An 11,780-nucleotide genomic window follows, 5' to 3' on the forward strand; every position below is an offset into this window, starting at 1 on the left:
CAGCCCTGCCGATGTCGCCCCGACTGGCCCTGGTGGTGCTGGCCGTTGCGGGCCTGACGGTCGGCGGCATCGCCGCTGTCGTCGGCGCGTCCGAGCTGTCGCGCGTCATCTGGTCGGGGGCGACCGCACCGGTTCTCGTGGTGCTGCTCGTCGAAATCGTCACCAGCCTGCGCCGGGGCTCGGTCGGGCTGGATCTCGTCGCGGCGCTTTCGATGGGTGCGGCGCTGCTGTTCGGCGAGGCGCTCGCCGCCAATGTGGTGGGGCTCATGTATGCCGGCGGCCAGCTCCTCGAGCAGTTCGCCGAAGGACGGGCAAAGCGCGAGCTCACGGCCTTGCTGGGACGCGTGCCCCGCACGGCTATGCGCAAGCGCGACGGGGCGCTGGAGCAGGTGCCGATTGGCGAGCTTGTGCCCGGCGACCTGATCCTGATCCGCGCCGGCGATACCTTGCCGGTGGATGGAACGGTCGTGGCGACGACGGCGGTGGTGAACGAGGCAGCGCTGACCGGCGAACCTTTGCCGGTGAAGCACAAGGCAGGCGAGGCGCTGCTGAGTGGCTCGATCAATGCCGGCGACGCTTTCGAGATGACGGTCACGCATCCCGCCGCCCAGAGCACCTTTGCGCACATCGTCAGGCTGGTGGAACAGGCGCAGCAGACCAAGGCGCCCGTAGTCCGCGTCGCCGACCGCCTGGCGGTCTGGTTCCTGCTGGTCACGGTGGCAATCGCCGGTGCGGCATGGTGGTGGAGTGGCGACCACCTGCGGGCGCTGGCGGTGCTGGTGGTAGCGACGCCCTGCCCGCTGATCCTCGCCCTGCCTGTGGCGCTGATCTCGGGCATCTCGCGAGCCGCTGGCCAGGGCATCCTGATCAAGGATGGCGGGGCTCTCGAGGCCCTGAGCCGTGTGCGCACGGTGATTGTCGACAAGACCGGTACGCTCACTCATGGGGTGGCCCACGTCGCCGAAATCCGCACCATCGACGCAAGCTGGGACGCCGACGAACTGCTGCGTCTGGTCGCTTCGCTCGACCAGGCGTCCAACCACGTCATCGCGCAGGCGCTGGTTGCCGAAGCGCGCGAGCGGGGGCTGGTGCTTACGCCCCCCTCCGCAGTGGCGGAAGTAACCGGATCGGGCATCAGCGGCCAGGTCGAGGGACACGAGCTCTCTGCGGGGGGGAGCCGCTACGTGGCGGCCCGAAGTACCGGCGATCCCTATACTCTCAGGGCAGGGCTGGAGCCCGGCACCGCCGTGGTCGCCGCAGCCCTCGACGGCAAGCTCGTTGGCATCATCGTGCTGCACGATCCGCTCAGAACCGACGCTGCCGACGTCATCGCGGGCTTCGCCCGGCACGGGGTCGAGCGGATCGTCCTCGCCTCGGGGGACCGGCAGGATGTGGTGGACGCGCTGGCCAACCGCGTGCCGCTCAGCGCCGCCATCGGCGACCTCTCACCCGAGGCCAAGCTCCAGCTGGTGCGGCAGGAGGTTTCCCAAGCCCCCACCATGATGGTTGGCGACGGCGTGAACGATGCGCCGGCCCTGGCGGCCGCCAGCGTCGGCGTGGCAATGGGCGCGCGCGGATCGGCGGCATCGGCGCAGACGGCCGGTGTGGTGATCCTGGTGGACCGGCTCGACCGCGCGCTCGGCGCGCTGGAGATCGCTGCGCGCACCCGGACCATCGCCACCCAGAGCGTCGTCGGCGGCCTGCTGCTGTCGCTTGTCGGTATGCTGTTCGCAGCGTTCGGGCTGCTGCCGCCGATAGCCGGCGCCTTGTTTCAGGAAGCCATCGACGTCGTGGTCATCCTTAACGCCTTGCGGGCCTTGCGGTAACAACCGGTCAGAGCGCCGGCGCCGGCTCGGTGTCGACCCGCGACAGGATGTAGTCGAGCCGCTCTTCGACCGGCAGCACGGGCACCCGCTCTACCGGGCAGCCGAGTCCCTCGTATACCTCGAGCAACAGCCCATGGATCCGGGTTTGGGCGAGCGAATCCTCGGTTCGCGCATAGTCCCTGGCCAGCGGCAGCAGATCGAGCGCGAATACCTTCCGGTAGGAGGCCGTCTTGAGCGCATCCAGCAATTCCGGCTCCGGCTCCAACCCCAAGTAGCGATAGTAGGCGAGCGAGTCGGGGAGCGCGCGGTCGAGGAAGCACAGCTGGTTCGGATCCAGCGCCTGTTCCTGCCTCAGTTGCATCATCAGGACCGACCGCTGAAATTCCCGCTGGTTGGCCCGGATCTCGGCCACGGTTCGCCCGGTGACCCGTTGGGTGTCGATGAAATGGCGCGCGTGCTCGATGGTCGTGTGATAGCCGCGCTGTGCCAGCAGGCGGATCATCGTCGTCTTGCCCGAACTCGGGCCCCCGGTGATGACATGCCAGTTCGTCATCCCTAAAGACTGCCATTGCCTCGCTCCCGCTGGTTTGACCTCGATCAATGCCGGGTGAGCGGCGGGGAGCCACGATGCCTCCAGCTGCAGGAGGCTCCATGCGCATCTACGTCCTCTTCGCTCACCCCGACCCTGAGAGCTTCAACGGCCGCCTCGCGGACGCCTACTGCGCATCTGCAGTCAGCGTCGGACATCAGGTGCGGCGCCGGAACCTTTCGGAGTTGCAGTTCGATCCCATTCTGCATTTCGGGCTCCGGCGCGTTCAGCCGCTGGAGAACGACCTGGCCGCGGCCCAGGAGAATCTGAGCTGGTGTGAACACTTCGCGCTGTTCTATCCGGTCTGGTGGGGCAACGTGCCTGCCCTGCTCAAGGGGTTCTTCGATCGGACGCTCTATTCCGAGTTCACCTTCCGGCACGATGTGAACGACCCGTTCTGGCGCAAGCTGCTCGACGGCCGATCAGCCGACATCGTGACGACCTCGGACGCGAGCGCGTCATGGCTGCGCACCAGATATCGCGACGCCGACATCCATGCTGTCAGGAATGCCACCCTCGAGATTTGCGGCATGCACCCGGTGCGAGTGACGCGTGTGGGCGGCGTCAAGGACCTCAAGCCGCCTCAACAGGACGCCTGGGTGGCGCGCCTCACGAAGCTCCCGACTTCGCTCCCGCTGCAGCACTAGCCCCTCAACGATCGGCACAGCCGATGTGCAGGCGCGGCCTCGCCCGAAGCGGAGGCCGGGAGGCCATCCCCTGGCGTGGCCGATTTGTTCCAGGTCAAATCGCACCGCGCAGCTGCCGGCTAGACTGGCTCGCCGGGTGCCTGTCGATACCCGTCCAAATGCAGGCGGTCGAGCGTAGCTTTGCGAGGTGTCGCGGCCGGCCCGAAGCGAAGGAGTTTTCGAAATGTCGCACATCGTCGTTCTGGGAGCCGGCCTCGGCGGGACCATCATGACCTGCAACCTGCGGAACCGGCCTGGATCGCAGCATCGGATTTCAGGGCGGAACAGGGGACGCCACTATCACTTCGTGCCCTCCAGACCATGGGGTGCCGTCGGTTGGCGCGAGCGCCGGCAGGTCGATCTGGAGCCTGTCTTCGGGCGGCGAGACAACGCCCTCTGCCCGCAAGGCGCCGAACGGCTGGATCCTGCGGCGAAGCCAGCATGAACATCACCGTCATCTACGACAGCATCTACGGCAACACGGCCAGGGTCGCGTCGGCGATCGCTGCCGCTTTGGAGCCCGACAATTCGGTCAGGCTCATGCCAGTGCAGCAGGCGCGGCAAGCCGATCTCGGGACGACCAATCTGCTTATCGTCGGCTCGCCGACGCGCGGCTTCCGACCGACCCCGCAGATTTCCGACCTGCTGGCGGGGCTCGCCCCGCCGTCCGCCGCGGCCGAGGTGGCGGTGTTCGACACCCGGCTCGCTCCGGCCGCGGTCCGGCCCGGTGCACTGCGATGGGTAGTAGAAGTTGGCGGCTATGCCGCCAGCCGTATGGACGAAATCCTCCACCGCAGGGGGTATGTGCGCCGGGGCGAGATCGCCGGCTTTCTCGTGGATGGCATGAAGGGGCCGCTCAAGCCGGGTGAGGTCGAGCGTGCCGCTGAGTGGGCCAGGAGTCTGGTGTGAGCGAACGGAGCGCCGTCCACGACGACCGGTCCGGGCGATGGGTCATCCGGACCGGAGTCCGGAGGTGCCAGAAGACCACGGGTGTCCGACCAGGGGGAGGCTAGTTCGACAGGAACAGGTTGAGAGCGGGTTGCTCGAGCAGGTCCTGGGTCATGCCGCCCAGAAACCACTCCCTGAACCGGCTATGCCCATATCCTCCGGCGACGATCAAATCGGCTCCGACCGCCGCGGCGGCGTTATGGACGGTTTGGGCGAGGCTCCGCCCCATCGGCAGCACTTCGCCGCGGGCCGGCACACCGTGCAGATGCAGCCAGGAGACGATGGTCTCAAGGCGCGCCCGCTCGCTGCTGTAGTCGCCTTCGTCCACAGTAGCCACCAGCACCTGGTCGGCGCCCCGCAGGAACGGCAGGGCGTCGGCAATTGCGCGCCTTGCCTCGCGGGTGTCTTTCCAGGCAACGACGATGTTGCCTGCCTTGAGCCGTTCTGCGGTTGGGGCGAGCGCGAGAACAGGCCGTCCCGTGGTCAGCACCAGCTCCCCGATATCGGGGTGAGCGCTATACTCGAGGAGCCCCGGGCGGGCCTCGACGATCAGCAGGTCGCTCGCCAGTGACTCGCGCCGCAGGGCCTGGGTGGGGTTCTCGATGATGCTGATGAAGCTGCGCACCAGATCGTGCGGCACCCTGGCTTCGAAATCGGCCTTCGTCACCGCCAGCGCCTCCTCGAGCTCGGCGCGTGCGGCACTGTATTGATCGATGCCGGCCGGCCCCTCCAGCAGCATCGGCGACGGTTCGGCCGCCGCCAGCCCGGTGAGAGTTGCCCTGAAGCGGCGGGCAATGTCCACTGCGATGCTCAGGGTCGTCGGCGCAATTCTCGGCTCGAGGCTGACCAGAACGCTCTGGATGTCCATCTGTCGGCTCCTTGTTCCTGCCGACACGCTAGCAGTCGGGGCTGGACTGCCCTTGATGTAGCTCAAGCGTCGTTGCGAGAGCGGGTTTGACAAATGTCAAGGCTGCGCCGGGCGGGGCGGATGAGGTTGGCAGGGCATGGGTACCACTCCATGCAGCACCTCCGTCACCCAGCGGGTCCCGCCGAGGTGCAGACCCCGGTCCCAGGTGGCTCTCGGACCGGGGTCACCCTTGCCCGCAAGACCCCGTGGACACCGCTTGAGCCAGATCAAGATCCGATCCATGGGACCTGCTTTGCTTGCGGGGAGAGGAGAACCAGGAATGGCCGATCAAGTACTCCCCCGACTGCCCGAGGCGCGACGCGGACACGCGAGCCGCGTCCGGCTGGAACGGTGCCCGCAGCTCAGATGCTTCGACGGCGATCCGGCCACCGGTTACGAACTGACGCTGCCCCTCGACCCCGACGGCGAGATCGACGCACTGGCGTTGTCACACTCCCCTTCGTCCTGGCAGGTGCGACGTTTCGAAAAAGGAGGCAACGATCTGGTCGGCAGTCTCGTCCGCGACCGTCTGGGAGCCTGGATGGCTCGCTACGACAAGGGCGAGGCTTCGCGATCCGACTGTTTCTCGGGTTCGGTCCGTTTCCGTGCCAACAGCATCATCAACGTGGTCGAGGGCGCCGAGGTCTGGGCCTATCGCGTCGCGTCCGTCGTTCCCGTCTGAGCCGAGGGTTTATGCGACAACCAGCACGTCGGCCGCTATGTGGTGCAGCACCTTCTGCGACACGCTGCCAAGGACGAGCTCATTCAAGCCGCTCAGGCCGCGCCGTCCCACCACCACAAGATCGGCGCCGGCTGCCTTGGCAACTGCAACGATCTGCTGCGCCGGATCACCCGATGCGGAGACCGTGTGCACGTCCCTGATCCCCGCTGCCTCAGCTGTGGCCTCAGCGTCCGCGAGGATCCGATCCGAGACAAGTTGCGCCACCGCTCCTGATTGAGCATCCAGCGTCTCGACGCCGTCGAGCGTGCTGATGCCGTACCTGCTCAACAGAGGAAGCGGTAGAGGCTGCAGGGTCGTGGCCGGCAACTCGGCCTGAACGAAGCGCTTGAGCGACTGACCGACCGGTATGACGTCGAGCACGTTGACGATGGTGAGGGCCGCGTCGAACTGCTTCGCCATGTCGATCGCCCTTGCCAGGGCCTTGCCGGACAGCACCGAGCCGTCCGTGGCAACGAGGATGCTCTTCATCTCGATCTCCCGTGCGATGATGGAACGACGAGAGCATGGCCCGTCCGGGGCCGGCTTGATGCACATCAAGCCGGCGACGATCGCCTTGGCAGAGCCGCCGCCTCGAGCGCCGCAACGACCTGCTCGTCGGAGACTTGGCGGAAGTCGCTGTAGTAATTGCCGATCGCTCCGAAGAATGCGTGCGTCTCCAGGCACTCGATCTCGTCGGCGTGATCCCTGAGGGCCTCGATGGTATCGATCGGGGCAACCGGGGTCGCCAGCACCAGCCGGCGCGGCCGGCCGAGGCGCAGGGCCCTGAGTGCGGCACGCATCGTCGCGCCGGTCGCGATGCCGTCGTCGACGACGATCACCGTGCGCCCCTTGAGCTCCGGCTGCGGCCGCTCGCCCAGATACCTGCGCCGACGCCGCTCGATCTCCACGATCTCGGCATCCTTGATCCTGTCGAACTCGACCTCGGACAATCGGGCCATTCCGATGACCGCGTCGTTGCGAACCACGATCGGCGTCGTCGCGTCCACCACCGCGCCGGCGGCAAGCTCGGGCTGCTGCGGCACGCCGATCTTGCGCACGATCAGCAGGTCCAGCGGGGCATCGAGCGCCCGCGCCACTTCGAGGGCAACGGGGACGCCACCGCGCGGTAGAGCGAGAATGAGCGGCTCGTCGTCTCGATAGCGCATCAGCGCGGCGCCAAGGCGCTTGCCGGCATCGGCACGGTCAAGAAAGCTCACTGTGGCCCCCATCAACCTCAATGCCCGTTCGGACCGCCGGAAGGAGGCTGCCCGGCCGTGGCTGGACCGGGGCAGCCTTGGATCTGTTCACCCGTGCGAGGTCACGGCGATCTTCTTTTCGGGCTTCAGCGCCGCGGCCGCCTTGGGCAGGGACACGGTGAGGACGCCCTTGTTGAAATGCGCCTCGATCTTGTCGGGCTCGACACCATCGGGGAGCGTGAAGCTGCGTTCGAACGAGCCGAACTGCCGCTCATGCAGGTAGTAGTCCTTGGATTTCTCTTCCTTCTCGTCCTGCTTCTCGCCCCTGATGACGATGTTGCCGTTGCGCAAGGTCACCTCGATGTTCTTCTCATCGAGGCCGGGCAGCTCGGCGGTGATCTCGAAGGACTTGTCCTTCTCGACGATGTCCACAGCGGGGCTGTTCCACGCCATCTCGCCGCGCAGCAGCTCGAGGGTCGGCAGACTCGGGCGGAACGGCCGGAGCCACCCGCCATTGAAATCCTCGAACAACCGATCGACTTCGCGGCGAAGGTCGTCGAAAGGATGCCAGGCAGGTGCCACGCCAGTCTTCTTGCCCTCTGTCTTCACGGGCAGCTTGGTCTCAGCCATGATCGGATCCTCCGTTTTTGCTGAACGCGGCCAGACTAGGTCCGCGACGAACCGCCGGGTTTGATCCGCGTCAAACGTCGCGCTGGGATCGGCGGGTCGGGCACGGCAGCGTGGGACTTGAGCTGGATCAAGCCTCGCGGAGAGCTTTGGTGCTCCCCTCGCAGACTGACGGCCATGGGCCGCTCACGAGTGGAGAACCCAGATGAACGACAGCAGCATCAGACAGAACATTCTCGACGAACTCGAATTCGAGCCGTCCATCGATGCCAATGACATTGGCGTTGCGGTCGAGGACGGCATCGTGACCCTTTCTGGCCACGTGCCGAACTATAGCCAGAAGCAGGCGGCCGAACGGGTCGTCGCGCGGGTGAAGGGGGTTCGCGGCATCGCCGAGGAAATCGAGGTGCGCTATCCCGGCGGTTCCGGCGTTGCCGACGATGAAATCGCCAAACGCGTGCTCAATACCCTCAAGTGGGGAACCCTCGTTCCCGATGAGCGGGTGCAGGTAACGGTGCAGAAGGGCTGGGTCACGCTGACCGGCAAGCTCGACTGGAACTATCAGAAGGTCGGCGTCGCCAATGCCATCCGCGACCTAAAAGGCGTCACCGGCGTCACCAACAAGATCGAACTCAAGCCGCAGGTGACTTCGGTCGATGTGAGGAAGCGCATTCAGGAGGCCCTCAAGCGCAGCGCCGAAATCGAAGCGCAGGACATCAAGATCGATGTCGCCGCCGACAAGGTGACGCTCAAGGGTCACGTCAAGACCTGGAACGAACGCTGGCTGGTCGAGGACACCGCCTGGGCGACGCCCGGCGTCACCCACGTGTCGGATCAGCTGACTGTGGGCTGATCCATGGCGCCCCGCGATATGGGGCGCCTCCTCCTCGCAAGCCAAATGTCGCTGTCGCGATACAGCAGCAGGCGAACCTGACGGCGGCGCTCGATCAGCCGCCTGACCGCCGCCCCGAACCGGTTGGAGGATCGCCGTCGGGTACCGCATCCGACTTCGGGAGAGGTAGCTTTCGCGCCAACTCCGCTGCGAGCAGACTCTCGAGCAGCTTGCGCCTCTCGGGGTCGGTCTCGGTCGCGAGCTTGCTCTGGAACTGGCGGATATTCTCCCGGTGGACGAATTCGTTGAATCGGTCCGGCATGACCAACCCTCCGACAATCAGCGATGTTCCCCAAGTCGCAGTATTGTAGCGCTGACTAAACGCGACTTCCAAGTAAGAAATCCCTGATGTCGCCACCGCCTCAATATGGGCTTGTTCAACAAAGACTTGCCATCGCTTGTGCGCTGACGACAATCGTGATGGAAAGTTCGATTGCGGCAATAATCAGCCAGCCCAGCACCAGCAACCATGCAGAGCGCCAAGCGAACCTGCCGTTTCGGTCAGGCGGCTGTGCCGCGGGGCGCGCCCGCTTGCCGGCCTGGCGATCGGCGCCTGCCGGAGGCAGGCGGACGGGGAGGCGTATCGCGCGAAGTGATACGCCTCGCATCGGCCTAGCGGAGATAGACCGAGAAGCTCTTCTTCTCGGGATAGTGAACGATCGCCACCACGTCGTTCACGTTGTAGTCGTTCGCCTTGAACAGCGAAACGACTTCCGGATCGTTGGCGAGCGCAGCCCGGAGCTTCTTGAGACCGGCTACGTCCATCGCCGAACAAGCCATCTCATAGTCGTCGAAGTTGTAAGAGTCCGGAACGTGGAAGAAGGCGACGGTGTCTGCCATCGACATGTCCAGCACGTCGAAATCGTCGAACTTCCCCATATAGTTGATCAACTCGCTCACGGGAACGATCTTGTTTGGATCCGCCTTGACCACTTTGGGTGCGGCCATGGCAACTGTTGACAGCGCGCAAGTCATCGCCGCTGCAATGGCAATAATTCCCTTCATGATGTGCTCCGATTTTTGGTATACTCGGGCTCACGGCGGCCTGTATGAAGGCCATCCGTCGATCCGAATACAGTTTCCACCCGCGCTTTATCCAGCCGGCTATCGGGATATACGTTCACAACTGGATCTCACCATTGACTTATGTCAATCTGCCAGCAATCGGACGCCAGCTTCCAGGAGCCCCCCAGACCATCGGTCGCCAGGCTCTCCTCGGGCAGGCCCACGCCGGCGCGGAACTCGCTGACGCCTGTGAACGGAAGCATCGTCGGGCCCGGCATGTTGATTGTAAATATAAGCAAGCGAGAAACGTTGGGAGGCGATTTTCTTCCGGTGCGAACTGGATTACTATTTGTTGAACAGTATGTCCGCAGGAGGATTGAGTGCGATTCTCGACGTTTCTTTTGCTCGCGGCATGTGGAGCTGCAGCCTGTACAGGCGGCGCAACGGCCCAGGAGTTGGGGGTTCCGGAGGCCGTCTCGGGCGGCACGGTGGACTGGAACGGCTTCTACGCAGGGCTTGGAGCGGAGTTCAAGGATGTGACCGGCCCCGGCGGAGGCAAGGATCAGATCGTTTACGGTACGCTCTATGCGGGCGCCAATTTCACCGAAAGGGGTTGGCTCTTCGGCGCAGAGGCGTTCGGTTCGACCTACCGCGACCTCGGAGGCTTTCCGTCATCGATCGAGATCGGCGCGGAGGCTCGGGTCGGCTTGCTGGTTTCCGAGGCCATGGCGCTCTACCTTTCGGCGGGCGCTGCGTACGATTTCCAGTACGCCTGGAGCGCCATCGCTGGCGGCGGCGTGGAGGCGATGATCGCACCCGGGATCAGCATCGACGTCGAGTACCAGCACGGATGGGACCTCGATGCGCCTTACACATCCAACCAGTTGCTGAGCTCTGCCCTGTTCCACTTCTAACCCAGGGGGGCCGCGGGCGCGAGCAACTTGCTTACGGCAGGTAACCGCCAGCGACAGCTGCGAGGAACAAGACGATCAACAGCGCCCCCGCCACAAATACTGTGAGCGTCCAGAAACCCACCGCCGGGCCGACGCCGCCCGATCTCCGATCTTCGGCTCGCCGCATTCGGGGGCCCCTCTCTAGTTCGACATGAAGCGATGAACTGTTCGATCGCTGAGCAGGTCGCGCGTCATGCCGCCGAACAGCCACTCGCGCATCCGGCCGTGGCCATACCCGCCGGTGACGATGAGGTCCGCCTCCAGCTTGCTGGCCAATGCTTCCAGCGCCTCCGCCGGTCCGCCGCCCGAAGCGGGGACGGTGTCGGCCCTTGATTCGACGCCGTGGCGGCGCAACCAGCCAACCACGTCCTCGAGGCTGGCCTTCTCCTCGCCGAGGTCTGCCTCGTGGATGGTAGCGATGGTCACTTGGGTAGCCGCGAGCAGCAACGGCAGCGCATCGACGATGGCGCGACGAGCCTCGCGGCTGTCCTTCCAGCCGACGACGATCCGGTTGGCCCTGATTTCAGACAGACCTACCCCGGCGATGATGACGGGACGCCCTGCTTTGACCAGCAACTCTCCGGTATCGATTGAACGATTTGGACTTCTGGTGGGCCCGCCGAAGTTCGATCCGGTGATGATCAGGTCGGCGCAGCGGGCGATCCGTGCCACCGTCGCGTTGGGTTGTCCTACATAGCCGCGCCAGGCGGCCGGGATGCCGGCCGGGACGGCTTTGCGGAACAGAGCCTCGAGCTGCGCCAGGCGGCCTTCGATGTCGCGCTGTTCCTGCTCGAACAGGAGGCCGACGGCGGCTGCGCCCTCATATCCCATCGCGGCGACGTTCGGCGCGGCCGCCGAGATGCCGATCAGGCCGGCGTCGAACCGCTTCGCCAGCCCTACCGCGCACCCGACCAGGGTGGGAGAGAACAGATCGATATCGACGTTCACCAGGATTTCGCGGACGTGCATCGGGACAATTCCTCTAGTTGGCGGCCGGCTCGGGCCACAAGGCGCGCAGCGGTTTCTGCAGTCCGTTGCGCATCTGGTTGAGCTGGCCGGGGGAGACGTGCTGGTTGAGCACGGAAAACACCGCCCCGATCTCGAGGTCGGGGTTGCGCAACGGATCGGCACGGAAGTGGGTCTGCACCGCGGCGACGAAGTCGTCCTTACCGTGCGGATGCCGAGGCGTGCCTGAGGGGTTCCAGCCCTCGTAGTAGATGCCGCGGACCAGCACCGGCAGTTGCGCTCCCAGATCTGCGGCCTGATCGGCGCCGACCCAGTCGCGCAACGCGTGAAGTGTGGCCCGCAGCAACCGATAGGCGTGGTGCCGGTCGTCGCAGCGGGCCGCCTGATCCACTTCATCGATCCAGATTTCGGCCTGGTGCGCCGCCGCATCGAGTACGGGAATGCCAACGGACATAACGGTTCTC

16 protein-coding genes are annotated in these 11,780 nt (G+C 65.4%); 7 read left to right on the forward strand and 9 right to left on the reverse strand.

Annotated elements, in window-relative coordinates:
- Positions 1–11: 11 nt before the first annotated feature.
- The gene (locus APS40_RS09005) at positions 12–1,826 is read left to right on the forward strand and encodes a heavy metal translocating P-type ATPase (RefSeq protein ID WP_055046728.1); all 1,815 of its coding nucleotides are present in this window, start codon (positions 12–14) and stop codon (positions 1,824–1,826) included.
- A gap of 7 nt (positions 1,827–1,833) precedes the next feature.
- Here APS40_RS09005 and APS40_RS09010 read toward each other — a convergent pair whose 3' ends face one another.
- The gene (locus APS40_RS09010; RefSeq protein WP_055046729.1) at positions 1,834–2,379 is read right to left on the reverse strand and encodes an ATP/GTP-binding protein; all 546 of its coding nucleotides are present in this window, start codon (positions 2,377–2,379) and stop codon (positions 1,834–1,836) included.
- 98 nt (positions 2,380–2,477) lie between these two features.
- On the opposite strand from APS40_RS09010, the gene APS40_RS09015 reads away from it, so the two are divergent.
- From APS40_RS09015 to APS40_RS09020, 3 genes are all read left to right on the forward strand, one after another.
- Positions 2,478–3,062: an NAD(P)H-dependent oxidoreductase gene (locus APS40_RS09015; protein WP_082434287.1), complete on the forward strand. Its 585-nt coding sequence runs from the start codon at positions 2,478–2,480 to the stop codon at positions 3,060–3,062.
- A gap of 223 nt (positions 3,063–3,285) precedes the next feature.
- Positions 3,286–3,546, forward strand: coding sequence for a hypothetical protein (locus tag APS40_RS24835; RefSeq protein ID WP_156342883.1), 261 nt, complete (start codon positions 3,286–3,288; stop codon positions 3,544–3,546).
- Positions 3,543–4,010 (forward strand): flavodoxin family protein, encoded by a 468-nt coding sequence (locus APS40_RS09020; RefSeq protein WP_055046730.1) that lies wholly within the window; start codon positions 3,543–3,545, stop codon positions 4,008–4,010. Before APS40_RS24835 ends, APS40_RS09020 begins: the two co-directional genes overlap by 4 nt.
- Positions 4,011–4,110: 100 nt before the next feature.
- Here the strand turns inward: APS40_RS09020 and APS40_RS09025 are convergent, their stop codons facing one another.
- The gene (locus tag APS40_RS09025) at positions 4,111–4,917 is read right to left on the reverse strand and encodes a universal stress protein (RefSeq protein ID WP_055046731.1); all 807 of its coding nucleotides are present in this window, start codon (positions 4,915–4,917) and stop codon (positions 4,111–4,113) included.
- A 319-nt stretch (positions 4,918–5,236) separates the two neighbouring features.
- Between APS40_RS09025 and APS40_RS09030 the strand changes: the two genes are divergently transcribed.
- Positions 5,237–5,638, forward strand: coding sequence for a hypothetical protein (locus APS40_RS09030; RefSeq protein ID WP_055046732.1), 402 nt, complete (start codon positions 5,237–5,239; stop codon positions 5,636–5,638).
- Between the two features lie 9 nt (positions 5,639–5,647).
- Here APS40_RS09030 and APS40_RS09035 read toward each other — a convergent pair whose 3' ends face one another.
- The 3 genes from APS40_RS09035 to APS40_RS09045 all read right to left on the reverse strand — a co-directional run bounded on the left by APS40_RS09035 (position 5,648) and on the right by APS40_RS09045 (position 7,503).
- Positions 5,648–6,166: a universal stress protein gene (locus APS40_RS09035; protein ID WP_055046733.1), complete on the reverse strand. Its 519-nt coding sequence runs from the start codon at positions 6,164–6,166 to the stop codon at positions 5,648–5,650.
- Positions 6,167–6,231: 65 nt separating this feature from the next.
- Complete coding sequence (locus APS40_RS09040; RefSeq protein WP_055049607.1) at positions 6,232–6,894, reverse strand: phosphoribosyltransferase; 663 nt, start codon at positions 6,892–6,894, stop codon at positions 6,232–6,234.
- An 87-nt stretch (positions 6,895–6,981) separates the two neighbouring features.
- Complete coding sequence (locus APS40_RS09045) at positions 6,982–7,503, reverse strand: Hsp20/alpha crystallin family protein (RefSeq protein WP_055046734.1); 522 nt, start codon at positions 7,501–7,503, stop codon at positions 6,982–6,984.
- Positions 7,504–7,705: 202 nt separating this feature from the next.
- On the opposite strand from APS40_RS09045, the gene APS40_RS09050 reads away from it, so the two are divergent.
- The gene (locus tag APS40_RS09050; protein WP_055046735.1) at positions 7,706–8,353 is read left to right on the forward strand and encodes a BON domain-containing protein; all 648 of its coding nucleotides are present in this window, start codon (positions 7,706–7,708) and stop codon (positions 8,351–8,353) included.
- A gap of 94 nt (positions 8,354–8,447) precedes the next feature.
- Here the strand turns inward: APS40_RS09050 and APS40_RS09055 are convergent, their stop codons facing one another.
- Complete coding sequence (locus tag APS40_RS09055; RefSeq protein ID WP_055046736.1) at positions 8,448–8,654, reverse strand: hypothetical protein; 207 nt, start codon at positions 8,652–8,654, stop codon at positions 8,448–8,450.
- Positions 8,655–9,004: 350 nt separating this feature from the next.
- Complete coding sequence (locus APS40_RS09060; protein ID WP_156342884.1) at positions 9,005–9,397, reverse strand: hypothetical protein; 393 nt, start codon at positions 9,395–9,397, stop codon at positions 9,005–9,007.
- A gap of 380 nt (positions 9,398–9,777) precedes the next feature.
- Here APS40_RS09060 and APS40_RS09065 point away from each other — a divergent pair, with 380 nt between their 5' ends.
- Entirely contained in the window at positions 9,778–10,311 is a 534-nt protein-coding gene (locus tag APS40_RS09065) for an outer membrane protein (RefSeq protein ID WP_156342885.1), read from the forward strand.
- Positions 10,312–10,491: 180 nt separating this feature from the next.
- On the opposite strand, the gene APS40_RS09070 is transcribed toward APS40_RS09065, so the two are convergent.
- A complete protein-coding gene (locus APS40_RS09070; RefSeq protein WP_197279468.1) occupies positions 10,492–11,298 on the reverse strand; it encodes a universal stress protein in 807 nt (268 codons plus the stop codon).
- 34 nt (positions 11,299–11,332) lie between these two features.
- Positions 11,333–11,770: a DUF2267 domain-containing protein gene (locus APS40_RS09075; protein WP_055046740.1), complete on the reverse strand. Its 438-nt coding sequence runs from the start codon at positions 11,768–11,770 to the stop codon at positions 11,333–11,335.
- Between the last annotated feature and the right edge of the window lie 10 nt (positions 11,771–11,780).

Origin of the sequence: Devosia sp. A16 (genome assembly GCF_001402915.1) — a bacterium.
GTDB lineage: Bacteria > Pseudomonadota > Alphaproteobacteria > Rhizobiales > Devosiaceae > Devosia_A.